The sequence below is a fragment of the Achromobacter sp. T5-5 genome (genome assembly GCF_055397965.1).
Window position 1 is genome coordinate 5,536,481 of sequence record NZ_AP027919.1, and the last position, 23,340, is coordinate 5,559,820.

The window sequence follows — 23,340 nt, forward strand, 5'->3', positions numbered from 1 at the left end:
CGAACATGACTCCCGCTTATAGTCGACGAGTGCCCCCCGCCACGCTCTGGAGAGCGTACGGCATCGCGCTGCTGATGGCGGCCCTAGCCTTGCTGATCGCCATGAAGCCTGCCCATGCCCAGTTGCGTGTCGATATCTCCGGCACCGGCGCTACCCAATACCCCGTGGCCATCGCGGACTTTGCCGTCGACGACACCCATGGCCGCGCGCTGGCCGAAGTCATCCGCGCCGACCTCACCCGCACTGGACAGTTCCGCCTGATCAACGCCGCGGGCTCCGGCCTGAACGTGGACTCCCCGATCGCCCACGACGACTGGCGCGGCAAGGGCGCGGACTTCATCGCCTACGGCAGCATCACCCGCGGCGCAGACGGCCGCTACGACGTGCGCTATCGCCTGGCCGACACGGTCAAGAAGTCGCAACTGGACGGCGTGGCGTTCTCGGGCACCGAGCAGGAACTGCGCCGTGTTGCCCACCAGATCGCAGACCGCATCTACGAGAAGATCACCGGCGTTCGCGGCGTGTTCTCGACGCGTATCGCGTATGTGCTGAAGAAGGGCTCCACCTACGAACTGCAGGTGGCTGACGCCGACGGCCAGAATCCCCAGGTTGCGCTGCGCTCGCGCGAGCCGATCATCTCGCCGTCCTGGTCGCCCGATGGCTCCAAGTTGGCCTATGTGAGCTTCGAATCCGGCAAACCTGTCGTCTACGTGCACACATTGGCCACCAGTGCCCGCGCCCCCGTTGCCAACTTCAAGGGTAACAACAGCGCACCCGGCTGGTCGCCCGATGGCAGCAAGCTGGCGGTCGCCCTGACGCGTGATGGTTTGTCGCAAATTTACGTCGTTAATGCAGCGGACGGCTCGAATCCGACCCGAGTTACGCGTTCTCCTGGCATTGACACCGAACCGAGCTTTACGCCCGATGGGGCTTCCATTATCTTTACGAGTGACCGCAGCGGCGGGCCGCAGATCTACCAGACCGGCTCGACAGGCGGCGAGGCCCGCCGTCTCACGTTTAATGGTGGTTACAACATCTCACCCCGAATTTCCCCCGACGGATCGACGCTGCTGTACGTTGCAAGACGAGACGGCGCGTTTCGAATCGCATCCTTGAACTTGTCCACTGGCGCCGAGACTTTGCTGACTGATGGTCGTGACGATCAGTCGCCGAGCTTTGCGCCCAATGGCATGCAAGTCCTCTACGCAGCCATCCAAAATGGCCGTAGCGTGCTTGCAGGTGTCTCGAGCGATGGACGCGTACGACAGACGCTTTCGGTACTGAACGGGGAAATACGTGAACCGACTTGGGGCCCATTTACCCGATAACACGTGTGACTCTCTTTGCAAAGGAACTATCATGAAGTCGCGCATTGCCAAAAGCCTAACCATCGCCGCTCTGGCCGCCACCCTGGCGGCTTGCAGCTCCGTCCCTCTCGACGATAAAGCGGGTCAGGGCGGAGGCGCTGGCCAAGGATCCTCGGCCTCCGGCCAGATCCTTGATCCCTTCAACCCCCAAAGCATCCTGGCGCAACAGCGCTCGGTGTACTTTGATTTCGACAGCTATACCGTGTCGGACCAATACCGTGGCCTGGTCGAAACCCATGCCAAGTATCTGGCTGCGCACCAACAGCAAAAGATCAAGATCGAAGGCAACACCGACGAACGCGGCGGTGCCGAGTACAACCTGGCCCTGGGCCAGCGTCGTGCCGACGCAGTGCGTCGCATGATGACCCTGCTGGGCGTCAGCGACAACCAGATCGAAACCATCAGCTTCGGCAAGGAAAAGCCGCGCTCGACGGGTACGTCTGAAGCCGACTTTGCCGAAAACCGCCGCGCCGATATCAACTATCTGCGTTAAGCTTTTCGCTTAGTCTGGAGCCCTACCACGCGTCGGGACGGCCAGCCGGCCGTCCCGACGTTTGTTTTTATACCCGGGAATATTCATGCGCGATTACGTTCTGTCCCTGCGTCCCCTGATCATGGCCACCGGCCTGGCGCTTGCCGCCCTGACGGCGCCCGCTCACGCTTTTTCCGACGATGAAGCCCGCAAGGCCATCCTGGATCTGCGTCAGCAGGTGCAGAAGCAGAACGAGCAAAACCAGCGCGCCAGGTTGCAGCTGGCCGATCAGATCCAGGCTTTGCAACAGGAAATCGCCCAGTTGCGCGACCAGCTCGAACTGGTGTCGCGCCAGCAGCCCAGCAGCCGGCCGGGCGCCGCGCCGGGCAACGCGAATCCTCCGGGCGCGTCAGCCGGCGATCCGCAGGAACAGAGCGCCTATGACGGCGCGATGGACCTCTTTCGCAAGGGGCAGTACAAGGATGCGGCCGAATCGCTGGCCGCCTTTACCGCGCTCTATCCCAACAGCCAGCTCGCCCCCAGCGCCCAGTTCTACCAGGGCAGCAGCCGCTATGCGCTGAAGGATTTCAAGGGCACCATCGAGCAACTGAATGCCATGGTGCAGAATTCGCCGGATAACGCCCGTGCGCCCGATGCGCTGCTGATCATCGCCGGCAGCCAGATCGAACTGAACAACCGCGCGGGCGCCAAGGCCACCCTGCAGCGCATCGTCCGCGACTATCCGACCACGCCGGCCGCCACCACGGCCAAGAGCCGGCTCCAACTGCTGCAGTAATGCGCCAAGCCGCCAGCGCGGCCGGCGCATACCGCCACATCCTTCGCCGCCGGGCGGGGCTTCTTGCCCTGCTGCTGGCGGCGATTCTGTTTGCGCTGCTGATCGACTTCACCGTCGGCCCCTCCGGCCTGCCCTGGCGTGAACTCTGGCAGACCTTCGTCCGGCCGGCCGACGCCGACGCCACATACCGCGTGATCGTCTGGGACATCCGCCTGCCTTCGGCCCTGATGGCCGCCCTGGTGGGCATGGCGCTCGGGCTGGCCGGCGCCGAAATGCAGACCATCCTGAATAACCCGCTCGCCAGTCCGTTCACGCTGGGCGTGTCGTCGGCGGCGGCGTTCGGCGCATCGCTGGCCATCGTGCTGCAACTGGGCCTGCCGGGCGTCCCCGCTGCCTGGCTGATCGCGGCCAACGCCTTCCTGTTCGCCCTGCTGGCGGCGTTGCTGCTGGACGCGGTCGCCCGGTGGGGCGGCATGAACACGTCGGGCGTGGTGCTGTTCGGCATCGCCATGGTGTTTACCTTCAATGCGCTGGTGTCGCTGGTGCAGTTCACGGCCAGCGCCGAAGCCCTGCAGAACCTGGTGTTCTGGACGATGGGAAGCCTGGCGCGATCAAGCTGGACGACGGTCGGCGTGATGGCGCTTGCGTTCGCCCTGGCGCTGCCGCTGGCCATGCGGCAGTCCTGGAAGCTGACGGCCTTGCGGCTGGGCGAGGACCGCGCCGCCAGTTTCGGCGTGGACGTGCGCCGCCTGCGCGTGTCGGCGCTCGCGCGCGTGAGCCTGCTGTCGGCCCTGGCGGTCGCCTTTGTCGGCACGATCGGCTTCATCGGACTGGTGGCGCCGCATATCGCGCGCCGGCTGTTCGGCGAAGACCACCGCTTCTATCTGCCGGGCAGCGCGCTCGTGGGCGCCGTGATCCTGTCGCTGGCGTCGATTGCGTCCAAGAATCTCATGCCCGGCGTGGTGGTGCCCGTGGGCATCGTCACCGCCCTGGTCGGGATTCCGTTTTTCGTGTCCGTCGTGCTGCGCAGGCAATTGCCATGACCGGGCCCGTCGACGCGAATTCACACGCCGGATTGACGGTGCAGTCGCTCACCGCCGGTTATGGCGGCGAGGACGTGCTGCGCGGCCTGTCGGTTCCGGCGCTGGCTGCCGGCGAGGTCACGGCGCTGCTTGGCCCGAACGGCAGCGGCAAATCGACCTTGCTCAAGACCCTGGCCGGCCTGCTGCGGCCCCGTGCGGGCGCGGCGACGCTGGACGGGCTGGACCTGACCCGGCTGGATCACGGCGAGCGCGCCCGCCACGTGGTGTACCTGCCCCAGAGCCTGCCGGCGGCCGTGCACCTGCGGGTGTTCGAGTCGGTGCTGGTGGCGGCTCGCGCCAGCGATGCGGCGGCGCCGCCGGTGGACCTGCCCGCCATCGACCGGCTGCTGGCGCGGCTGGGCATCGCGCATCTGGCGCTGCATTACCTGGACGCGCTGTCCGGCGGGCAGAAGCAACTGGTGGGCCTGGCGCAGGCGCTGATTCGCCATCCGCGCGTGCTGCTGCTGGACGAGCCGCTGTCCGCCCTGGACCTGAATTACCAGTTCCATGTCATGCGGCTGCTGCGGCAGGAAACGCGCGAGCATGGGCTCATCAGCCTCATCGTGCTGCACGACCTGAACGTGGCGCTGCAGCACGCGGACCAGGCCGTGATGATCCATGCGGGGCGGCTGCACGCCGCGGGATCGCCGGCCGACGTCATCACGCCGCAGGCGCTGGCGGCCGTCTATGGCGTGCAGGCGCGGGTGGAGGCGTGTTCGAAAGGCCGCCGGCAGGTGCTGATCGACGGGCTGGAAGAACACCCGGGCTGATCGCCGCCGCGGGCGGTCCGGGGCGGGATGCTCAGCCGCGCAGCGCCACGTCGGCGACCGGCGCGCCAGTCATGTCCGCCAACTGCGCGGGCGTCAGATTGAACACGGTATGCGGATGGCCCGCGGCGGCCCACAGGCTGTCGTAGTTGAACAGGTCCGCGTCCAGCAGCATCACGGGCTTGACCGCGTGGCCGATGGGGCAGACGCCGCCGATCGCGTAGCCGGTCATGTCGCGCACGAAGCGCGCGTCGGCCTTGGCCAGCGCGCCGACCTGCGCCGCCACCTTGGCTTCATCCACGCGGTTGGCGCCGCTGGCGATGACCAGCACCGGCGCGTCGTCGGTGGCGCGCCGGAAAATGATGGACTTGGCGATCTGGGCGACTTCGCAGCCCAGCCCCGCGGCCGCTTCCGCCGAGGTCTTGCCGGTCTGGGGCAGCACCACCACGGGCTTGTCATGCCCCATTTCCACCAGCAGGCGGGCGACGCGCTGGGCGGATTCCGGCAGGGCGGCGATGGATTCAGGCGACATCGATACGAACTCCGTTGAAATGAACCGGGCGCGCGGGCGGGCTGCGCCGGCGGACCGCAGACGAGTTTATCAGCGTCCGGCGATCCCGCCCCGCCGCCCTGCCGGGCTAGAATGCGGACCTGGCTTCACGTCCCACTCTTCATGCGTTCCGAACCCGTCCTGCCTCTGCAAACCGCCTCCATCGGCGGTTACGCCATGTCCTACACCGAGTACGGCAGCGGCACCCCGCTGGTGCTGGTGCACGGCTCCCTGTCCGACAGCCGTTACTGGAAATCGCAGATGGCGCCGCTGGGCCGCTCGTTCCGGGTGCTGGCGGTGTGCCTGCGCCGGTACTGGCCCGAGACCTGGGACGGCGAAGGCGGCGGCTTTTCGATCGACCAGCACGCCAGCGACGTGCTGGAGTTCATCGACAAGGTAGCGGGCAGCTCGGCCCACCTGGTGGGCCATTCGCGCGGCGGCCGCGTCGCGCTGGAAGCCGCCCTGCGCCAGCCGGACGCGCTGCGCAGCCTGACGCTGGCCGACCCCGGCCTGCCGCTGCCCGGTGGCGGCGACGAGCGCGGCGGCTTTCGCCAGCGCGCCCTGGCGCTCATCCGCCAGGGCGAGGTCGAGGAAGGGCTGGCGCTGTTCGTGGACACCGTGACCGGCCCCAACACCTGGCAGCGCATGGTGCCCTGGTTCAAGGACATGGTGCGCGACAACGTGGGCACGCTTTTCGGCCAGGTGGACGAGCGGCCGCAGACGCTGGGCCCGGCGCAGATCGGCAGCCTGACGCTGCCAGTCCTGCTGATCGGCGGCGCGCTGAGCCCCGCGCCCTACCCGGCCGTGCTGGACGCCCTGGCGCAGTGGCTGCCGCAGGCCCATCGCGTGGACATCGCGGGTTCTTCGCACGGCATGAACCTGGGCAATCCCCGCGCCTTCAACGGCGCCATCCAGGAATTCATCGGCGGCTGATCCGCGCCGGTCAGGGCTCGACCGACGGCGTGTGCTTCAGGCGGCGCAGCACGAAGGTCGAGCGGCTGTGCCGCACGCCGCGCAGCTTGTACAGCCGCTTGCGCAGGAACTCCTCGTACCCTTCCGTGCCGGCCACGGCGACCTTGATGAGGTAGTCGTACTCGCCCGTCACCAGGAACGCCTCCACCACTTCCGGCAGACGGCTGATCTCTTCGCCAAAGCGCGCCAGCGTGTCGTCGTCGTGATGTTCCAGCGTGACTTCGATCATGACCGTGTCCGGCAGCCCGAGCGCCTTCTGGTTCAGCAGCGCGGCATAGCCTTCGATCACCCCCGCCTCTTCCAGCGCTTTGACGCGGTTCCAGCAGGGCGTGGGCGACAGCCCGACCGTTTCGGCCAATTTGAGGTTCGTCAGCCGACCGTCCGCGCGCAGGGCGCGCAGGATCTTGCGGTCGGTGTCGTCGATTTTGGGCAGTGTGGGCATGGTTTTCGGCTATCAGGGGGCAAAATCCCTGCTGCGACGAAGTTTACCGGAAGGATATTTTCCGTTTCACCGTGAATCGGCGGAAAACAGGAAACCTATTTTGCGCCGCAGCCCGTAGACTTTCCTGCAAGACGGGCATCTATCCCGCCCGTCCGATTTCGGCGCCATCCGCTGCGGCACAACCCGGCGGCCGCGCCGGCAATTCCAACGCAGCAGCCCGCGCGCGATCCGCGCGGATGGAAACCATGTCGCACGCAGCAACCGCAAGAACCGGCCTCGGCCTGGCCGGCACCGCCATGCTTTTCACGGCCCCCGCGCTATTCGCCTCGAATATGGTGGCGGCCCGCTGGGCCCACGACGCCGGCCTCCCCCCTGTCTTCCTCGCCTTCGGCCGCTGGCTGATCGCCCTGCTGATCCTCCTGCCCATTGCCGCGCCCGCCCTGATCGCACATCGGCGGGCGTTGTGGCGCGGCCTGCCCGCGCTGCTGCCGCTGGCGGTGCTCGGCATGGGCGTGGCCGTCGCGCCCCAGTACATCGGCGCCCAGACCACCAGCGCCACCAATATCGCGTTGATTTTTTCGTGCAGCCCGCTGCTGGTGGCGCTGCTGGAAGCGGTGATCTGGCGCCAACCCCTGCCGGCGCAGCGCGCGGCCGGGCTGGTGCTGGCGCTGGGCGGCGTGCTGGTGGTGCTGACGCGCGGCGACGCCCAGGCGCTGGCGCGGCTGGCGTTCGGACAGGGCGACCTGTGGGTGCTGCTGGCGGCGACGGGCTGGGCGCTGTATACGGTGCTGCAAAAGCGCATGACGTTGCCGGCGGTTCCAGACCGGGCGCGGCTGGCCGCGATGATGCTGGGCGGCGCGGTGGCGCTGGCGCCTTTTGCCGGCATCGAAGCCGCGACCGGCATGGCGCCGCCCTGGACGGACCCGCGCCTGGCGGCCGTGCTGCTGTTCCTGGCGGTGGTGCCCAGCCTGGGCGCGTATTACGTCTATGGCCGGCTGATCAGCCGGGCCGGCCCGGCAACCGCGGGCCTGTCGATGTTCCTGGTGCCGGTCTACGCCGCGTTGCTGGCCTGGCCGCTGCTGGGCGAAGCGCCCCAGCTGTTCCATGGGGTCGGCTTCGCGATGATCCTGCTGGGCGTCAAGCTGGCATCGTCGCGGATGCGCCAGGCGGCGGCCCCGGCCGCCGCCTGAGATCGCGGCCGGATTGCCGCGATCAGCGGCCCATGCCCTGGGCCGCCATCACTTCCTGCGCCACCTGGCGCGGCGCTTCGGCGTAGTGCTTGAACTCCATCGTGTAGGTCGCGCGGCCCTGCGTCAGCGAGCGCAGGGACGTCGAGTAGCCGAACATCTCGGCCAGCGGCACCTCGGCGCGCACCACCTTGCCGCCGCCGCCCGCGATGTCTTCCATGCCCTGCACCATGCCCCGGCGCGAGGACAGGTCGCCCATGACGTTGCCGGTGAAGTCCTCGGGCGTTTCCACCTCGACCTGCATCATGGGCTCGAGCAGCACCGGATCGGCGCGGCGCATGCCCTCCTTGAATGCCATGGAGCCCGCCATCTTGAAGGCGTTTTCGTTCGAGTCCACGTCGTGATACGAACCGAAGAACAGCGTCGCCTTCACGTCCACGACCGGATAGCCCGCCAGCACGCCGGCGTTGAGCGCCTCGCGGATGCCCTTGTCCACGGCCGGGATGAATTCGCGCGGCACCACGCCGCCCTTGATGGCATCGACAAATTCATAACCCTTGCCCGGCTCCTGCGGTTCCAGCTTGAGCACCACGTGGCCGTACTGGCCACGGCCACCCGACTGCTTGACGAACTTGCCTTCGACCTCGTTGCAGGCCTTGCGGATGGTTTCGCGGTACGCCACCTGCGGCTTGCCGACCGTGGCTTCGACGTTGAACTCGCGCTTCATGCGGTCGACCAGGATTTCCAGGTGCAACTCGCCCATGCCCGAGATGATGGTCTGGCCGGATTCTTCGTCGGTGCGCACGCGGAACGACGGATCTTCCTGCGCCAGCCGGCCCAGCGCGATGCCCATTTTTTCCTGGTCGGCCTTGGTCTTGGGTTCCACCGCCTGCGAGATCACGGGTTCCGGGAACACCATGCGTTCCAGGATGATGATGTGCGACGGATCGGTCAGCGTGTCGCCCGTGGTGACGTCCTTGATGCCGACGGCCGCGGCGATGTCGCCCGCGTAGACCTCGGTGATTTCGCGCCGCTCGTTGGCGTGCATCTGCAGGATGCGGCCCAGGCGCTCTTTCTTTTCCTTGATCGGGTTGTAGACCGAGTCGCCGGACTTCACCACGCCGGAATAGACGCGGAAGAACACGAGCTGCCCGACGAACGGGTCCGTCATGATCTTGAAGGCGAGCGCGGAGAACGGCTCGTTGTCGGCCGGGTGGCGCTCGATTTCGTTGTCGCGCGGGTCGTGTCCCTTGATGGCGGGCACGTCCACCGGCGAAGGCATGTAGTCGATGACGGCGTCCAGCATGGCCTGAACGCCCTTGTTCTTGAAGGCACTGCCGCACAACATCGGCACGATCTCGTTGGCGATGGTGCGGGCGCGCAGGCCTTCCTTGATTTCCGCCTCGGTGAGGGGTTCGCCGGAAAGGTACTTTTCCAGCAGGGTTTCATTGGCCTCGGCGGCCTTCTCGACCATCTTGTCGTGCCATTCCTGCGCCTGCGCCTGCATCGACGCCGGGATGTCCTCGTACTGGAACTTCACGCCCTGGCTGGCCTCGTCCCAGATGATGGCCTTCATTTTGACCAGGTCGATCACGCCCTCGAAATGGTCTTCGGCGCCCACCGGCAACTGGATGGGCACGGCGTCGCCCTTCAGGCGTTCGGCGATCTGGCGGTGCACGCGCAGAAAGTCCGCGCCCACGCGGTCCATCTTGTTGACGAAGGCCAGGCGCGGCACCTTGTACTTGTTGGCCTGGCGCCAGACGGTCTCGGATTGCGGCTGCACGCCGCCGACCGCGTCGTAGACCATGACGGCGCCGTCGAGCACGCGCATGGAGCGTTCGACTTCGATGGTGAAGTCGACGTGGCCCGGCGTGTCGATGATGTTGATGCGGTGTTCGGGGTAGTTGCCCGCCATGCCTTTCCAGAAGGCGGTGGTGGCGGCCGACGTGATGGTGATGCCGCGTTCCTGCTCCTGCTCCATCCAGTCCATCACCGCGGCGCCGTCGTGGACTTCGCCGATCTTGTGGGTGATGCCGGTGTAGAAGAGGATGCGCTCGGTGGTCGTCGTCTTGCCGGCGTCAATATGGGCGCTGATGCCGATATTGCGATAGAGATCGATGCGCGTCTTGCGGGTCATGGCCTCTTCCTACGGTTGGATGCAGATGCGTAAATATTACGCGCCATGCGGCAAGATACAAGCCTGCGACGGCCTTCCGGAGCGGGTTTGGCGGGTCCATGGGTTTGCCCGGGGCATACCAAGGTATGACCAAGGTATGGACAAACGTCTCGGCCGATGGCGCGCCCATGAAAAAGCCCCTCTTGCGAGGGGCTGTGGCGCATGCCAAGGGCGCGCGGTGCGCGCCAGGACGGCGCAAATTACTTCTTTTCTTCCTTGACCCGATACACGAGCACGGCGGTGGTGGCCAGCGACAGCACCTTGGCGGTGACGCTACCCAGCAAGAGGCGCGACAGCCCGCTGCGGCCGTGGCTGCCGATGAAGATCAGGTCGCAGCCGGTGTCGGTGGCGGCCTGCACGATGCCGTCGGCGACGTTGAAATTGGACACGGCGCGCGTATCGGCCTTGACGCCTGCGGTGTCGGCGCGGTCGCGGATCTGCTTGAGATACTTGTCGGCTTGCTCGGCGGAGGCCTTTTCGTAGTCTTCGTCGGTAATGGCATAGGCCGCGGCCATGCCGTCAAAACCGATCGTGGCCGCGAACGGCTGCGTCACGTAGAGGCCGACAACTTCGGCGCCGACCGAGCGCGCGAAGCAGATGCCTGCGTTGGCGGCTTGCGCCGAGAGCGGGGAACCGTCGGTGGGAATCAGGATCTTCTTGAACATCTTGCCTGCTCCTGTTTTGGAGGAATCTTTATGCTACCGGAAAGCCGCGGGGTTCACATCAGGCCGAACCAGCGGGCTTGACGAGGGTCAATGCCGGGTTTATCCCAACTGCTGCGCAGCCGCGAACAGGTTCGTGCAGCGGGTGCCAGTGCGGCAGTATGCCAGCACGGGGCCCGGCAGGGTGCGCAGGAGTTCAGCGAAGCGCGCAACGTCGGCAGCGGTCATGGCGCTGCCCACGACGGGCTGGTATTCGATCTGCAGGCCGGCGGCCTGCGCGGCGCGCGAGACGTCGGCGGCGGTGGGCTGGTCCGGACCGCCTTCGAAATCGGGGCGGTTGATGATGACGCTTTTGTAGCCGGCGGCGGCCACGTCGGCCATGTCGTCGGGCCCCAGTTGCGGAGCGACGGCAAAGTTCTGGGTCAGGGGCTTGATGGGTGTGGACATGACGTTTCCTTCGATGACTTGGCGAGACAGCTGCATATTATTGATTGTAGGACCCGTTTTGCGCGAAGAGTTTTTCCAGTTCGGCCCAGATGCCCCGATGGTCCGCGATGGAGACCGAGAAGCGCAGCATGGTGGACGGCGCCTGCGACGGCGAGAACAGCGTGCCGGGCGCGAGCAGCATGCCGCGGTCGGCGGCGGCGCGGGCCAGCACCTCCGAGTCCCGCCCGCAATCGGCCCAGACGAACATGCCCGCGTGCGGCTCGTGCGGCACCGTCAGGCCCAGTTTCTGCAGCCCCTTCATGCAGCGCTGGCGCGCGTCGTCGACGCGCAGCCGCACGCGTTCGATATGGCGCCTGTACTGCCCTTCCATGAGCACGCGGTGCACGACGCGCTCGCCCAGTTCGGGTGAGGTCAGGCCGGCCAGCATCTTCAGGTCCGCCAGCTTCTGGAGCAGTTCGGGGTTGGCGGCCACATAGCCCACGCGCAGGCTGGCCGCCAGCATCTTGGAATAGCCGCCCACGAAAATGACGCGGTTCAGGCGGTCCAGCGCGGCCAGCTTGATGGCGCCGCCCGGATGCAGCTCGCCGTATGTGTCGTCTTCGACCACCATGAAATCGTGCCGCTCGGCGATGCGCAGGATGCCATAGGCGGCGCCCGCCGACAGGGTGTGGCCGGTGGGATTGTGGACCGAGCCATTGATGATGAAGAGGCGCGGTTTGTGCTGCGCGGCCAGTTGCTCGAGCAGGCCGAGGTCGGGGCCGTCCGGCCCGCGCGGCACGCCGATCAGGCGGGCGCCAAAGGCGGCCAGCCGGCCGAAAATCACGAACCAGGCCGGATCCTCGACCAGGACGGTGTCGCCCGGCTTGACCAGGTGCCGCGCAATCAGGTCCAGCCCGTGGGTGACGCCGTTGGTCGTAAGAAGGTTGAGCTCGGGGTGCGCCGGCACGCCCTCGTTCTGCAGGATTGCGGCGATCTGCTGGCGCAGCGGCGCGAAGCCCTGGGGGCTGCCGTAGCTGACGAGGTTGGCGCGCACCGAGCGTCCCACCGCGCGCACCGCGCCCGCCACCATGTCCGGATCCAGCCAGTCCGCGGGCAACAGGCCCGCGCCGCCCGGCATGCCCGGGGCGTTCGATTCGCGGAACATGCTGCGCAGCAGCCAGGCGATGTCCACCCGGGCCGGCGGCGCTAGCGTACTGGGCGCGGCGGCGGCCACCGCCGTCAGCGGGCCGCTGCGCGCCTTCACGAAAAAGCCCGCGCCCCGGCGCGACTGGACCAGTCCGCGCGCCACCAGCCGGTCGTAGGCCTCGACCACGGTGAAGCGGCTGACGCCGGACTGTTCGGCCATCTTGCGGATGGACGGCAGGCGCGTGCCCGGCCGCAGGCCCTGCTCGTCGATGCGGCGGGCCAGGCCGTCGGCCAGTTGCGCCACGAGCGTGGCATCGGCCTGGCGCACGGGTTGCCAGGGCATGGAAGACGAGGAAGGCGGAGCAACTGTCATGGAGTTTCGACCAGGCCAGTGATTAAAGTGACATGCCATTGTGTACCGGTACTGTACCGATAGCTATGCGTAGAGTGACAGCAATGCCGCGCGCCCGCAACCGTGGGCGGCGCGATGCACTCATTTTTCCCCGGTGCCGTCATGACCCGTCCCGCGCTTTACCCCACGCCCACGGCCTCTCCCGCCGTCCCGTCTTCCCTATGGGAAGGATACGGCTACGGTTTCCTGGGCGTGCTGGTGTTTTCGCTGACGCTGCCCATGACGCGACTGGCGGTGGCCGAACTGGCGCCCCTTCTGGTGGGCCTGGGCCGCGCCCTGATCGCCGCCCTGCCCGCCATCGCCCTGCTGTGGCTGACCCGCAGCCGCCGGCCCAACCGCCAGGAGTGGCCGGGCGTCATCCTGGCCGCCCTGGGCATCGTCGTCGGCTGGCCGCTGGCGTCGTCGCTGGCGATGCAGACGGTGCCGGCGTCGCAGGGCGCGGTGTTCAATGGCCTGCTGCCGCTGTCCACCGCCGCCTTTGCCGCCCTGCGCAGCGGCGAACGGCCGTCGGCCGCCTTCTGGGCCTGGGCCGTCTTGGGCGCCGCGCTGGTCACGGCCTATGCCCTGCGCCAAGGTGAAGGCACGCTGACGGCGGGTTACCTGTGGCTGCTCGTGGCCGTGGTGCTGGGCGGCCTGGGTTACGCCGAAGGCGCGCGGGCCTCGCGCACGCTGGGCGGCTGGCGCACCATATGCTGGGCGCTGGCGATCAGCGCCCCCCTGGTGGCCGGCCCGGTGGCCTGGATGGCCGCGCAACAGCCCCACTGGCCCAGCTCGTCCGTGATGGCCGCCTGCGCCTACCTCGCGTTCGGCTCGATGTTCCTGGGATTTTTCGCCTGGTATCGCGGGCTGGCCGCCGGCGGCATCGCCCGGGTGGGACAAGTGCAATTGCTGCAGCCCTTTCTCACCGTGGTGGCGGCTGGCTTGCTGTTTGGCGAAACGGTGGAGGCGGCCACGTACCTGTTTGCCGCGGCCGTGATCGCCGTTATTGCCGGCGGACGCCGCGCCATCGTAAGGACCCCGAAATGAATCTGTTCCCCGCCAACTGGGCCGATATCCCGCTGGCCTCGCTTTCCCTGCTGGGTCCCCTGGCGCTGTTCGCGCTGGTCAGCTCCATCACGCCCGGCCCCAACAACGTCATGCTGGCGTCGTCGGGCCTGAACTTCGGATTCCGGCGCAGCCTGCCGCATCTGCTGGGCGTGAACCTGGGCTTCACGCTGATGATCTTCCTGGTCGGCATCGGCCTGGGCTCGGTCTTCCAGCAGACCCCCGCCCTTTACTCCGTACTGAAGTACGCCGGCGCGGCCTACCTGCTCTACCTGGCCTGGAAGATCGCAAACTCGGGCCCCCTGGACGAGGGCGAGGCGCGCGGCAAGCCGTTCACCTTTTTGCAGGCGGCCGCCTTCCAGTGGGTCAATCCCAAAGCCTGGGTGATGGCGGTGGGCGTGGTGGCGACCTACACGCCCCAGAACGGCTTTTTCGCCAATCTGGTGATCGCGACCGTGGTCTGCGGCATCGTCAACCTGCCCAGCATCGGGATCTGGGTGACGTTCGGCACGGCGCTGCGCCGCGTGCTGCATCGCCCCGCCGCGATCCGCGCCTTCAATGTGGGCATGGCCTTGCTGCTGGTCGCCTCGCTGTATCCGGTCGTGCTGGAACTGCTGCACTGACGGGCCGTTCAGGCCAGCAGGCCGGCCACCACCGCCGGCGTGACCAGCACATTGAACAGGCCCGCCATCACCATCACCAGGCCCGCGACCGCGCCCTCCTCGGCCGCCAGCTCGCGGGCCTTGGCCGTGCCCGCCCCGTGCGCGCCCATGCCGAACAGCGCCCCGCGCGCCAACGCCGAGCGCAGCGCAAGCCGGCGGCACATGAACTGGCCAATGGCCGCGCCGAAAACGCCCGTGACGATGACGAACACAGCGGTCAGGTCAGGCACGCCGCCCACGTGGGACGAGACCGTCACGGCGAATGGCGTGGCCACCGACCGCGGCAGGAGGCTGAGCCGCAGGTCGGGCGGCAGGTCCAATAAGCTGCCCAGGAGCCACGCGCTGCCCCCCGCGATGCCGCTGCCCACCGCGACGCCCGCCGCCAGCACCGGCCAATAGCGCCGGATCAGCGCGCGCTGCTCGTAGAGCGGCAGCGCGAACGCCACGATGACCGGGCCCAGCATGGCCATCAGCCAGTGCGAACCGGCCATGTAGTCGCGATAGCCGGTATGCAGCGCGATCGCCAGCGCCAGCAGGAGCGCGGGCGCGACGACCAGGGTGGAGGTCCACCAGTAGGCATGGCGACGGTAGAAAAGGCGCGCGCACACGTAGGCCGCGACCGTGGCCGCCGGCCAGAACAGCAGATTGAACTCAGCCGACATGGCGATGCATCCAGCGATAGCACAGGTCGATGGTCAGCGCCGTGCCTGCCATGACGAGCGCGGTGCCCAGCAGAATGACAGCCAGCAGTTTCAGGCCGAGCACGCCCAGGAATTCGCGGTGGTCCAGCAGCGACATCACCGCGGGCACGAAGAACAGCAGCATTTCGCCCAGCAGCCAGCTCGCGCCGCGCTGGACATTGCGCACGCGCAGCCGGCGCGTGGCCAGCAATAGCAGCACCAGCGCCATGCCGACGACGCCGCCGGGCACGGGCAGGCCGCTGGCCGCTGCCAGGGCCTGGCCCAGCAGGGAAAAAAGGACGATCAGCGCGATCTGCAGCAGGCGGCTGCGGCGCAGGGCGCTGCGCAGGCGGACGGTGGGGCGGAAATGGGACATGGGACATGGGACAGAACGGGGTCCAGCGCCTGGCGCCGGGTTTTGTGTTTGCGGTTTGCGTAATACGTTTTACGCCCGCCCATGCCATAGATAAAATGAATTCGAAGAATCCACCCCATTCCACATTGGCATACCCATGGAACTGCGCACCCTGCGAGCCCTGGTCGAAGTCGTCCGCCAGGGCGGCTTTACCCAGGCGGCCAACGTCATCCATGCCACGCAGCCCACGGTCAGCAAGGCGGTGCGCCAACTGGAGGACGAGCTCGGCATGCCCCTGCTGGACCGCCAGGCGCAGCCCCCGCGGCTGACGGCCGCCGGCGAGATCGTGTACCGGCGCGCGCTGACCATGTTGGCCGAACGCGACGACCTGCATGCGGAACTGGACGACCTGAAGGGCCTGAAGCGGGGCGTGCTGCGGCTGGGCCTGCCGCCGCTGGGCAGCAGTTCCTTGTTCGCGCCGATGTTCGCGCGCTTTCGCAGCCGCTATCCGCGCATCGAGATCAGCCTCGTGGAACATGGCAGCCGCCGGCTGGAAGAGATGGTGATGGCGGGCGACATCGAACTGGCGGCGTCGCTGCAGCCCGTGCCCGACAACGTCGACTGGCAGCCCGTGGCGCGCGAACCGCTGGTGGCGCTGATGCCGTCCGACCACCCGCTCGCGCGGGCGCAATCCGTGCAGTTGCACGACCTGCGTGAATCGCCCTTCGTCCTGTTCGAAACGGGCTTCGCCCTGAACCGCATCATCCAGGATGCATGCCACCGCGCGGGCTTCTCCCCCGCCATCGCGGCGCGCAGCGGCCAGATCGATTTCATCGTGGCGCTGGTGGCCGCCGGGCTCGGCGTGGCGTTCCTGCCGCGCATCACGGCCAACGAGGCGCAGCACGCCGGGGTGGCCCGCGTGCCGTTGCGCGACGCGGGGACGGATTGGGAAATGGTGCTGGTGTGGCGGCGCGGGGGCTACCTGTCGCACGCCGCCCAGGCGTGGCTGGCGCTGACGCGCGAGGTCCACCCCGCGGCGGCGTAGGGACGAGGCACGCACGCCGCACCTGGCAGGCCGCACCCCGTCGGCCGCCCCTTCGCCGGCCGCGCCGAGTTATGCTGATGCCGGAACCCAGCCTGACTTCCAGGGTCAGACCATTCATGCCCGCCCTGCCCCGATTTTCCGCCCGCCGACTGTTCGTCGCCGCCCTGCTCGCCACCGGCAGCGTCGTGGGCTGCACGCAACTGGACTCCTGGCAGCGCCAGACCATCTTTTCCCCGCAATCCGAACCGCAGACCTGGTGGCGCGAGCCCGCCGCCGGCACGCAGGTGTACGACCTGACGCTGGACAACGGCGACAAGGTGCGCGCGTGGTATCTGCAAAGTCCGAAGGCGGGTGCGCCCACCGTGCTGTACCTGCACGGCGCACGCTGGAACCTGAACGGCAGCGCCTTTCGCATCGATGGCTGGAGCCGCATGGGCTATTCGATGCTGGCCATCGACTATCGCGGCTTCGGTGCGTCCTCGCCGCGGCTGCCCTCCGAAGAAAGCGCGCTCGAAGACGCCATGGCAGGGCTGAAGGAGCTGGCGCGGCTGCAGCCCGATCCCGAGCGCCGCTTCGTGTACGGACACAGCCTGGGCGGCGCGATTGCGATCGACCTGGCCTCGCGCCCGGAACAGCCGGATTTCGCGGGGCTGATCGTCGAGTCCAGCTTTACCAGCATCGGTGCGATGCTGGCGACGCTGCGCTGGGGCAAGGTGCCCGGCGCCAGCCTGCTGGTGACCCAGCCGTTCGCCTCGGTGGACAAGCTGGCGCAACTGCACACGCCCATGCTGTTCATGCACGGCACCGCCGACCGCGTGGTGCCCCACACCATGAGCGACGAGCTCTTTGCCGCCGCCCGCAACGTGGCGCCGGACCTGAAACGGCTGGTCAAGATCGAAGGCGCCTCGCACTCGGGCGCCTTCCGGAGCGGCACGCAATACGAAACCGCCGTCAAGACCTTCATGCGGGACGCCAGCCAGGCGTACCAGCGCAAGAAGGGCTAGGTTTTCATGCCCGGGCGGCCGCGGCGTCGTCGCGGCGCGCCAGCCATCCGATCACCCGGGGCCGGGCGCGGTCATACGCAAGGTTGTAGAAAAACGCGTAGGGCAGGTAGAACAGCACCAGCGCGATGTCCAGCACAAAGGCTTCCCACAGGCTGATGCCCAGCCACCACGCCGCCAGCGGGATCACGATCAGGATCAGGCCGGACTCGAAACCGAACGCATGCACCACGCGGACGCGCAAGGTGCGCTTCCAGCCCAGGCGGTTCTCGATCCGGTCGAAGCCGGCGTTGTAGATCATGTTCCAGACCAGGGCGATCCAGGCGATCACGGCGGTGAGCACGCCCATTTCAAACAGGGACTTGCCCATCGCCCAGGCCGCCACCGGGGCGCACAGGCCGATGGCGATGATTTCAAACAGAAAGGCGTGGAGAAAGCGTTCCTTGAGGGTTTTCTTGGCTTGCGTCATGACCCACCTGCGGTCGGTTGCTACGGAATGACGGCATTGTCTGCGACACTTCCGTTACGATAAAGATGCTATTCATCGGAAAAACCGATACAACTCCGACCGGACATCCCGTGCGCCATTCCCTCGAATCCCTGGCCGCCTTCGCCCAGGTGGCCGCCGAAGGCTCGTTCTCGGCCGCCGCCCGCAAGCTGGGCAAAAGCCAGTCGACCATCAGCGAGACCATCGCCAACCTGGAGGTGGACCTGAACGTGGCGCTGTTCGACCGCAGCCAGCGCCAGCCCGCGCTCACCCCGGCCGGCAAGGTGCTGCTCGGGCAGGCGATGCAGGTGCTGGCCGCGAACGATCGCCTGAACCGCAGCGCCAGCCAGTTGGCCGAGGGGCTGGAGCCCCGGCTCACGGTCGTGCTGTCCGACACGTTCCAGTCGAGCACCTTCGAAGCCATGCTCAGCCAGATCGATGCGCGCTATCCGTCGCTGCGCTTCGAATGCCTGATCGCCGAATACGAGGACGTCGTGGCGCTGGTGCAGCAGGGCCGCGCGCACGTGGGCCTGATGGCGGCGCAGGAAAGCTATCCGCCGGACGTGGCGCACGCCTGTCTGGCCGAGGGGTCCGAGATCGTCCTCTGCGTGGGGCGGTCCCATCCCCTCGCCCAACTGGCATCCGTCACGGCCGACCACCTGAAGGCCGCACGCGAACTGCGCCTGAGCACCTTTGAGCTTGATGACAAAGAAGCGACGCCGGCGCGTTCCACGTGGTCGGCGCCCGGCTACCTGATGCTGCTGGAAATGGCCAGCCTGGGCTTTGGCTGGACGGAATTGCCGCGCTGGATGATCCAGCGATTCGGCGGCGATCAGCTCGTGGAGCTGAAGGCGCCCGGATGGCCGCGCCACATCCACGTCGACGCGGTATGGTCCACGCGCCGCGCGCTCGGGCCGGCGGGCGCATGGCTGCTGCAAAGTCTCACGCAGCCATAGCCGGCCGCCTCAATCCGCGCGGAGTCCGCGCGCGGCCGACGCCAGGCGCGTGATGCGCACGCCATTGGCCGTCAGCCACTCACCCAGCCTGGGGCTGGACAGCACCTCGAACTCGGCGCGCCGCTGGCGGGCCAGCGCATCGCCGGGCCCGTCGCCCTGCGCGGGATGGCACATCACGAGATCGCCGTCGCGCGCGTTGAACAGCCAGGTCTGCAGCAGATGCGCAAAGCGCCGCCGACCGCCACCGAACGCATAGACGCCCAGCAGGCGGCGGTTGGTTCGCACGCCGCTCGAACGGGCCTCGCGCGCCAGCGCGCGCGCCCCCAGCGCGCCGATCACGCGCGCCTTGAGCGATTCTTTCAGCGGAATGCCGCACAGCATGCCGGGCGCGGTCTGGCGCAGCCAGGGCGTGCGCGTCCCGTAGCGCCGCGCAAGGAGGTCCAGGATGCGCCCGCGGATGCCGGGAAGCTGATGCACGTGCTGATGCCCGTCGACATAATCCGGCGCGCGGCCGAATGCGGCTTCGAAGGCATCCATCTGCCGCGCAAGCTGCGCGTCGATCCAGGCCGTGTCGAGCAGCCCCGCGTAGGCCTTCAGGATCAGCGCGCCCAGCGCGGGCATGGCGTCGCCGTGCGGGTCCAAGGTTTCCGAAAAATTCACATGCAGGCCGATGTCCACGTCCAGCGCCGCCAGCCTCGGCGCATTGGCCGCGAACGTGGGGCCCAAAGTCAGGCAGCTCACGGCGCTGATGCGCCGCATGCCGGCCAGCGCGATCATGCCCGCATCGACGTCGGCATTCATGCCAAAATCGTCACCGCACACCACGACGCGTTTGCTCATCGACGCCCCTTTCGTTTCCTGTCCGACCCATCCCTCATGCGCGCCCTCATCCGGCAGATCAGCCTGTTCATTGCCGTCGGCTGCGCGGCGGCGGCAACGCACTGGGGCGTTGCCGTGGGCTGCGTCGAAGCTTTCGGCGCCCCGCCGCTGGCGGCCAACCTGATCGGCTGGCTGATCGCCTTCGCCGTGTCCTTCGGCGGCCACTACCGGCTCACGTTTCGACATTCGCCCATACCCTGGACCGTCGCGGCCCGTCGTTTCTTTCTGATTTCAGCCATCGGCTTTGCGATCAACGAATCCGCCTACGCCTGGCTGCTGCATGCCACCACGCTGCCCTACGACACGCTGCTCGCCCTGATCCTGATCGGCCTGGCGTTCGCGACCTTCGTCGCTAGCCGGCTGTGGGCGTTCCGGCACAGACCCGCCGCCTGAGCGCCGCGTCCGCTTCCACGCGCCACATCGCGTGCCGCACGCTCGCGACCACGGGCTTGACGCCCTGCAGCGGCGCGTAGACCTCGCCATCCGCATGATTGCCCCAGATCCAGAACCGCGCGCCCTCTGGCGCGGCGCACAGCCGGGCATAGAATTGCGCGGCGCTGACCAGCACCTCTTCGCCGGTGACCGGATCGAACTTCGCGGCGTCGTACAGTTCCTTGCGCCAGTTGTCGCGCACGGGCACTTCGGGATTGAGCCAGTCGTCCACCACCCAGGTGGGCCGGGGCGCGCGCGTGTACAGCGCCAGGTCGAACGGATACGCGTGCAGCGACACGAAGGTGTCCTGCGGCCTGGCCTGTTCGCGCACAACCTGCGCCAGCGGCGCGGCGCTGCCGCGTCCATGGTTGGCGGCCACGGCGACGGCGATGACGCAGATTGCGCCGGCGACGCCCGCGCTCAGGCGCGCCAGCCGCGGCGTCTGCGCGTCATCTTGGCCGCGTCCCGCCGCCAGGATGACTTCCGCCAGCAGATACGCCAGCGGCGCCAGCGCGGGCAGCACGTAGCCGATCAGCTTGGAATGCGGCATCGAGAAAAACAGCACCACCACCCCGAACCAGACGGCCGCCAGCCGCCGCAGGGCGCGCGCCGGCCCCTCGGCCCAGAACGCGCGGCGAAACATGCCGCCCGCCCACAGGGACCACGGCAGGCTCAGTCCAGCCAGCACCGGCAGATAAAACCACCACGCCTGGGCATTGTTGAAGCCGCCGGCGGCAAAGCGCTGGAAGTGCTGGTAGACGAAGAAATAGTCATAGAAGCCGGGATACCGGATCTGCATCAGCACGAACCACGGCGCCACGATCGCCAGGAACGTCAGCAGCGCCGACGGCCGGACCAGCGCCGCCAGGCCGCGCCAGCGCCTTTCCCAGGCCAGCCAGACCAGCAGGATGGCGCCCGGCAGCACCAGGCCGATCAGCCCTTTGGCCAGCACCGCCAGCGCGGCAAGCGCGGCGGCGGCCATGGCCATCCCCCGCTGGGGCTCGCCGCGTCCGGCCCGCAGCGCGGCCTCCACCGCCGCCAGCACGCATAGCGTGATGAGTCCCGCGACCAGCATGTCCAGATTGGCGAATTGCGCGCCGCCGTAGAAGAACGGCAGGGTGCAAAGGATGAGCAGCGTCAGGCTGGCGGTGGCCGCGCCGCGATGGCGCCGCACGAAGACATACAGCCCGCAGGCGCCCCCCCAGGCGGCCAGCAGCGACGGCACCCGGGCCGCCCACGCATGCACCCCGAACACCGAAAACGACAATTCGGTCAGCCAGTAATAGAGCGGCGGCTTATGGAAGTACGGCATGCCGTCCAGGAGCGGCACCGCGTGCGAGCCGCTGCGCAGCATGTCCCAGGCCACGCCGGCATAGCGGCCTTCGTCGGGCAGCGTCAACGGGCGCAGCCAAGCCAGCCACGCCAGCCAGAACCCGGCGGCCAGCAAGAGCCGGCCCGCCGGCGGGGCCCATTCGGAGCGCGCCGGCTTGATGAGATCCGCCATGTTCAGCCCTGCGCCTTGCCTGCGGGGCGGCCGCGGCTTCGCCGCACCACGAACAACGGCCGGCCCTTGACCTCGTCGAAGATGCGCGCCACGTATTCGCCCACCACGCCCAGGGAAATCAGGTTGACGCCCGCAAAGAAAAGCACCGCCGTGACGATGGTCGTCCACCCGGAGACCGCATTGCCCGACATCAGATAATCGCCCACGAGAAACGCCGCATAGGCCAGCGCCAGCACGGCGAACGCGACGCCGACCAGGCTGACCATGCGCAGCGGCCACGTCGTGAACGCGGTCAGGCCGTCCAGCGCCAGCCGGAAGAGGCGCAGCCGGCTGAACTGGCTGGTCCCATGCATGCGCGCATCCGGGGTGTACGGCAGCGCCTCGCCCTTGAAGCCCACCCAGGCGTACAAGCCCTTCATGAAGCGGGTGCGTTCGGGCAGCGCGATCAGCGCGTCGACCACGCCCCGGTCCATCAGCCTGAAGTCCCCGGCATGCGGCGGCACCTGCACGCCGCGCGCGTTGCTGAGCAGCGTATAGAACCAGCGCGCGCCCGAGCGCTTGAGCCAGGATTCATCGGCGCGGTCCTGGCGCACGGCGTAAACCATTTCGGCGCCGGCCGCCCAGCGCGCCAGCATCTGTTCGATCAGGGCCGGCGGATGCTGCAGGTCGGCGTCCAGGCAGATCACCACTTGGCCGCTGGCCGCTTGCAGGCCGGCGCTCAGCGCGGCCTCCTTGCCGAAATTGCGCGATAGCTGCACATGGCGGAACCCGTCGTGCTCGGTCCACTCGGCCATCAACGCCTCCGTGCCGTCCGTGCTGCCGTCGTCGGCGACGATGATTTCCCAACTGGTGCACAGCGCGCTCAGCCGATTGCGCAGCAGCGGCAGCAGCACGCGCAGGTTCTCGCACTCGTTCAGGCAGGGGATCACGCAGGTGACGCGGGTGTCGTACGGAACGTCGGCCGCCTGCGGCGGCCATACCGATCTCAAGGGCAACGATTTGGCCAGCACCTGCGGCGCTGGCGGGTCGGACCGGAACTGGATATGCATGAGACTCTGAAAACACGAAATGCGCTGCGGGATGCGATGCAGTATGCGCAGGGCCTCGTCGAATTTTCATGAAATGCGATTGCCGGGCCGGTCATCAAGGCTGGTAATCAAGGCCGGTCATTAAAATGGCGGGCCAATTGCTGTTATCTGTCTTCTGTCTTCTGTTTTCTGTTTTCTGTTTCCTGTCTTCGGATCGTCATGCAATACCAAGTCCGTCCCATGCTGGCCAGCGACGTCGACGCCATCCTCCAGGCCCAGACCCTCGCCTATCCGCGCTTCCTGCTGGAAGGCGCGGACTTCTTCCTGAACCGCCTCGCCCTCGCGCCGCACTATTGCTGGGTCGCCCGGCCGGACGGGGCGAATACGTCCGGCGGCTTGCTGGGCTATCTGATTTCCTATCCCTGGGACGCCGGACTGCCGCCTGCCCTGGACGAACCGCTGGCTTCGCTGCCGGCGCAGGCCGATCATTGGTTCCTGCATGACTGCGCGGTCGTGCCGGCGGCGCAAGGCCTGGGCGTGGGCCAGGCGCTGGTGCGCACGGCCGCCGATCGGGCGATGCAGCGCGGCCTGGCGCGCGCGAGCCTGGTGTCGCTGCCCGGCGCAACGGGCTATTGGCTGCGCCATGGCTATGCGCCGGTTACGGCCGGCGCCGCCGGGCTGGCTGGCAAGCTGGCCGGCTACGGACCGGGCGCCAGTTACATGTCACGCGCCTTTCCCTTGGCGCGCGCCGGCGCGTAGCGCGACAACAGGCGTCGCGCCTTTCCCGTGTACAGCGGGGCTTGGCTGGTC

The 23,340-nt window shown here is 67.8% G+C and carries 26 protein-coding genes; 14 read left to right on the top strand and 12 right to left on the bottom strand.

Annotated features, from left to right (window positions below; genetic code table 11):
- Positions 1-5: 5 nt before the first annotated feature.
- The 5 genes from tolB to ACZ50Q_RS25000 all read left to right on the top strand — a co-directional run bounded on the left by tolB (position 6) and on the right by ACZ50Q_RS25000 (position 4,487).
- Entirely contained in the window at positions 6-1,328 is a 1,323-nt protein-coding gene (gene tolB, locus ACZ50Q_RS24980; RefSeq protein ID WP_076518822.1) for a Tol-Pal system beta propeller repeat protein TolB, read from the top strand.
- Between the two features lie 31 nt (positions 1,329-1,359).
- Entirely contained in the window at positions 1,360-1,860 is a 501-nt protein-coding gene (gene pal, locus ACZ50Q_RS24985) for a peptidoglycan-associated lipoprotein Pal (RefSeq protein WP_076518821.1), read from the top strand.
- A gap of 85 nt (positions 1,861-1,945) precedes the next feature.
- On the top strand, positions 1,946-2,635 hold the full coding sequence (ybgF, locus tag ACZ50Q_RS24990) for a tol-pal system protein YbgF (RefSeq protein ID WP_092579607.1): 690 nt from the start codon (positions 1,946-1,948) through the stop codon (positions 2,633-2,635).
- Positions 2,635-3,678, top strand: a complete 1,044-nt coding sequence (locus ACZ50Q_RS24995) for a FecCD family ABC transporter permease (protein WP_464079845.1) — start codon at positions 2,635-2,637, stop codon at positions 3,676-3,678. Before ybgF ends, ACZ50Q_RS24995 begins: the two co-directional genes overlap by 1 nt.
- On the top strand, positions 3,675-4,487 hold the full coding sequence (locus tag ACZ50Q_RS25000; RefSeq protein ID WP_464079846.1) for an ABC transporter ATP-binding protein: 813 nt from the start codon (positions 3,675-3,677) through the stop codon (positions 4,485-4,487). Before ACZ50Q_RS24995 ends, ACZ50Q_RS25000 begins: the two co-directional genes overlap by 4 nt.
- Before the next feature lie 31 nt (positions 4,488-4,518).
- On the opposite strand, the gene ACZ50Q_RS25005 is transcribed toward ACZ50Q_RS25000, so the two are convergent.
- On the bottom strand, positions 4,519-5,016 hold the full coding sequence (locus ACZ50Q_RS25005) for a YbaK/EbsC family protein (protein WP_464079847.1): 498 nt from the start codon (positions 5,014-5,016) through the stop codon (positions 4,519-4,521).
- 141 nt (positions 5,017-5,157) lie between these two features.
- On the opposite strand from ACZ50Q_RS25005, the gene ACZ50Q_RS25010 reads away from it, so the two are divergent.
- On the top strand, positions 5,158-5,967 hold the full coding sequence (locus ACZ50Q_RS25010) for an alpha/beta fold hydrolase (RefSeq protein ID WP_464079848.1): 810 nt from the start codon (positions 5,158-5,160) through the stop codon (positions 5,965-5,967).
- 10 nt (positions 5,968-5,977) lie between these two features.
- On the opposite strand, the gene ACZ50Q_RS25015 is transcribed toward ACZ50Q_RS25010, so the two are convergent.
- Complete coding sequence (locus ACZ50Q_RS25015) at positions 5,978-6,448, bottom strand: Lrp/AsnC family transcriptional regulator (RefSeq protein ID WP_092579617.1); 471 nt, start codon at positions 6,446-6,448, stop codon at positions 5,978-5,980.
- Between the two features lie 245 nt (positions 6,449-6,693).
- On the opposite strand from ACZ50Q_RS25015, the gene ACZ50Q_RS25020 reads away from it, so the two are divergent.
- Positions 6,694-7,638 (top strand): DMT family transporter, encoded by a 945-nt coding sequence (locus ACZ50Q_RS25020; RefSeq protein ID WP_464079849.1) that lies wholly within the window; start codon positions 6,694-6,696, stop codon positions 7,636-7,638.
- Positions 7,639-7,660: 22 nt separating this feature from the next.
- Here ACZ50Q_RS25020 and fusA read toward each other — a convergent pair whose 3' ends face one another.
- From fusA to ACZ50Q_RS25040, 4 genes are all read right to left on the bottom strand, one after another.
- The gene (gene fusA / locus ACZ50Q_RS25025; RefSeq protein WP_076518814.1) at positions 7,661-9,772 is read right to left on the bottom strand and encodes an elongation factor G; all 2,112 of its coding nucleotides are present in this window, start codon (positions 9,770-9,772) and stop codon (positions 7,661-7,663) included.
- 239 nt (positions 9,773-10,011) lie between these two features.
- A complete protein-coding gene (locus ACZ50Q_RS25030; RefSeq protein ID WP_076518813.1) occupies positions 10,012-10,476 on the bottom strand; it encodes a universal stress protein in 465 nt (154 codons plus the stop codon).
- Between the two features lie 99 nt (positions 10,477-10,575).
- On the bottom strand, positions 10,576-10,920 hold the full coding sequence (locus ACZ50Q_RS25035) for a protein tyrosine phosphatase family protein (protein ID WP_076521927.1): 345 nt from the start codon (positions 10,918-10,920) through the stop codon (positions 10,576-10,578).
- 37 nt (positions 10,921-10,957) lie between these two features.
- The gene (locus ACZ50Q_RS25040; RefSeq protein ID WP_092580012.1) at positions 10,958-12,373 is read right to left on the bottom strand and encodes an aminotransferase-like domain-containing protein; all 1,416 of its coding nucleotides are present in this window, start codon (positions 12,371-12,373) and stop codon (positions 10,958-10,960) included.
- A 186-nt stretch (positions 12,374-12,559) separates the two neighbouring features.
- On the opposite strand from ACZ50Q_RS25040, the gene ACZ50Q_RS25045 reads away from it, so the two are divergent.
- Together ACZ50Q_RS25045 and ACZ50Q_RS25050 are read left to right on the top strand one after the other, a co-directional pair.
- A complete protein-coding gene (locus tag ACZ50Q_RS25045; RefSeq protein ID WP_464079850.1) occupies positions 12,560-13,483 on the top strand; it encodes a DMT family transporter in 924 nt (307 codons plus the stop codon).
- Positions 13,480-14,124 (top strand): LysE family translocator, encoded by a 645-nt coding sequence (locus ACZ50Q_RS25050; protein ID WP_076518811.1) that lies wholly within the window; start codon positions 13,480-13,482, stop codon positions 14,122-14,124. Before ACZ50Q_RS25045 ends, ACZ50Q_RS25050 begins: the two co-directional genes overlap by 4 nt.
- 8 nt (positions 14,125-14,132) lie before the next feature.
- Here the strand turns inward: ACZ50Q_RS25050 and ACZ50Q_RS25055 are convergent, their stop codons facing one another.
- Both ACZ50Q_RS25055 and ACZ50Q_RS25060 read right to left on the bottom strand, forming a co-directional pair.
- On the bottom strand, positions 14,133-14,825 hold the full coding sequence (locus tag ACZ50Q_RS25055; RefSeq protein WP_464079851.1) for an LrgB family protein: 693 nt from the start codon (positions 14,823-14,825) through the stop codon (positions 14,133-14,135).
- Positions 14,815-15,219, bottom strand: a complete 405-nt coding sequence (locus ACZ50Q_RS25060; RefSeq protein WP_076518809.1) for a CidA/LrgA family protein — start codon at positions 15,217-15,219, stop codon at positions 14,815-14,817. The genes ACZ50Q_RS25055 and ACZ50Q_RS25060 overlap by 11 nt, the downstream gene beginning before the upstream one ends.
- Positions 15,220-15,355: 136 nt before the next feature.
- On the opposite strand from ACZ50Q_RS25060, the gene ACZ50Q_RS25065 reads away from it, so the two are divergent.
- Both ACZ50Q_RS25065 and ACZ50Q_RS25070 read left to right on the top strand, forming a co-directional pair.
- Positions 15,356-16,243: a LysR family transcriptional regulator gene (locus tag ACZ50Q_RS25065; protein WP_092579627.1), complete on the top strand. Its 888-nt coding sequence runs from the start codon at positions 15,356-15,358 to the stop codon at positions 16,241-16,243.
- A 116-nt stretch (positions 16,244-16,359) separates the two neighbouring features.
- Positions 16,360-17,247 carry an alpha/beta hydrolase gene (locus tag ACZ50Q_RS25070; protein WP_464079852.1) on the top strand — a complete coding sequence of 296 codons (888 nt, stop codon included), beginning with the start codon at positions 16,360-16,362 and terminating at the stop codon, positions 17,245-17,247.
- A 4-nt stretch (positions 17,248-17,251) separates the two neighbouring features.
- Here ACZ50Q_RS25070 and ACZ50Q_RS25075 read toward each other — a convergent pair whose 3' ends face one another.
- Complete coding sequence (locus tag ACZ50Q_RS25075) at positions 17,252-17,713, bottom strand: multidrug/biocide efflux PACE transporter (RefSeq protein WP_464079853.1); 462 nt, start codon at positions 17,711-17,713, stop codon at positions 17,252-17,254.
- Positions 17,714-17,823: 110 nt separating this feature from the next.
- Between ACZ50Q_RS25075 and ACZ50Q_RS25080 the strand changes: the two genes are divergently transcribed.
- Positions 17,824-18,687 carry a LysR family transcriptional regulator gene (locus ACZ50Q_RS25080; RefSeq protein WP_076518805.1) on the top strand — a complete coding sequence of 288 codons (864 nt, stop codon included), beginning with the start codon at positions 17,824-17,826 and terminating at the stop codon, positions 18,685-18,687.
- Positions 18,688-18,696: 9 nt separating this feature from the next.
- Here the strand turns inward: ACZ50Q_RS25080 and ACZ50Q_RS25085 are convergent, their stop codons facing one another.
- Positions 18,697-19,527: a ChbG/HpnK family deacetylase gene (locus tag ACZ50Q_RS25085; protein WP_464079854.1), complete on the bottom strand. Its 831-nt coding sequence runs from the start codon at positions 19,525-19,527 to the stop codon at positions 18,697-18,699.
- Positions 19,528-19,563: 36 nt separating this feature from the next.
- Here ACZ50Q_RS25085 and ACZ50Q_RS25090 point away from each other — a divergent pair, with 36 nt between their 5' ends.
- The gene (locus ACZ50Q_RS25090) at positions 19,564-19,959 is read left to right on the top strand and encodes a GtrA family protein (protein WP_076518803.1); all 396 of its coding nucleotides are present in this window, start codon (positions 19,564-19,566) and stop codon (positions 19,957-19,959) included.
- On the opposite strand, the gene ACZ50Q_RS25095 is transcribed toward ACZ50Q_RS25090, so the two are convergent.
- Both ACZ50Q_RS25095 and ACZ50Q_RS25100 read right to left on the bottom strand, forming a co-directional pair.
- Entirely contained in the window at positions 19,919-21,502 is a 1,584-nt protein-coding gene (locus ACZ50Q_RS25095; RefSeq protein WP_464079855.1) for an ArnT family glycosyltransferase, read from the bottom strand. The genes ACZ50Q_RS25090 and ACZ50Q_RS25095 overlap by 41 nt on opposite strands.
- A gap of 2 nt (positions 21,503-21,504) precedes the next feature.
- Positions 21,505-22,551 (bottom strand): glycosyltransferase family 2 protein, encoded by a 1,047-nt coding sequence (locus ACZ50Q_RS25100; protein ID WP_092579640.1) that lies wholly within the window; start codon positions 22,549-22,551, stop codon positions 21,505-21,507.
- 219 nt (positions 22,552-22,770) lie between these two features.
- Here ACZ50Q_RS25100 and ACZ50Q_RS25105 point away from each other — a divergent pair, with 219 nt between their 5' ends.
- Entirely contained in the window at positions 22,771-23,289 is a 519-nt protein-coding gene (locus ACZ50Q_RS25105; RefSeq protein ID WP_464082037.1) for a GNAT family N-acetyltransferase, read from the top strand.
- Positions 23,290-23,340 lie beyond the last annotated feature (51 nt).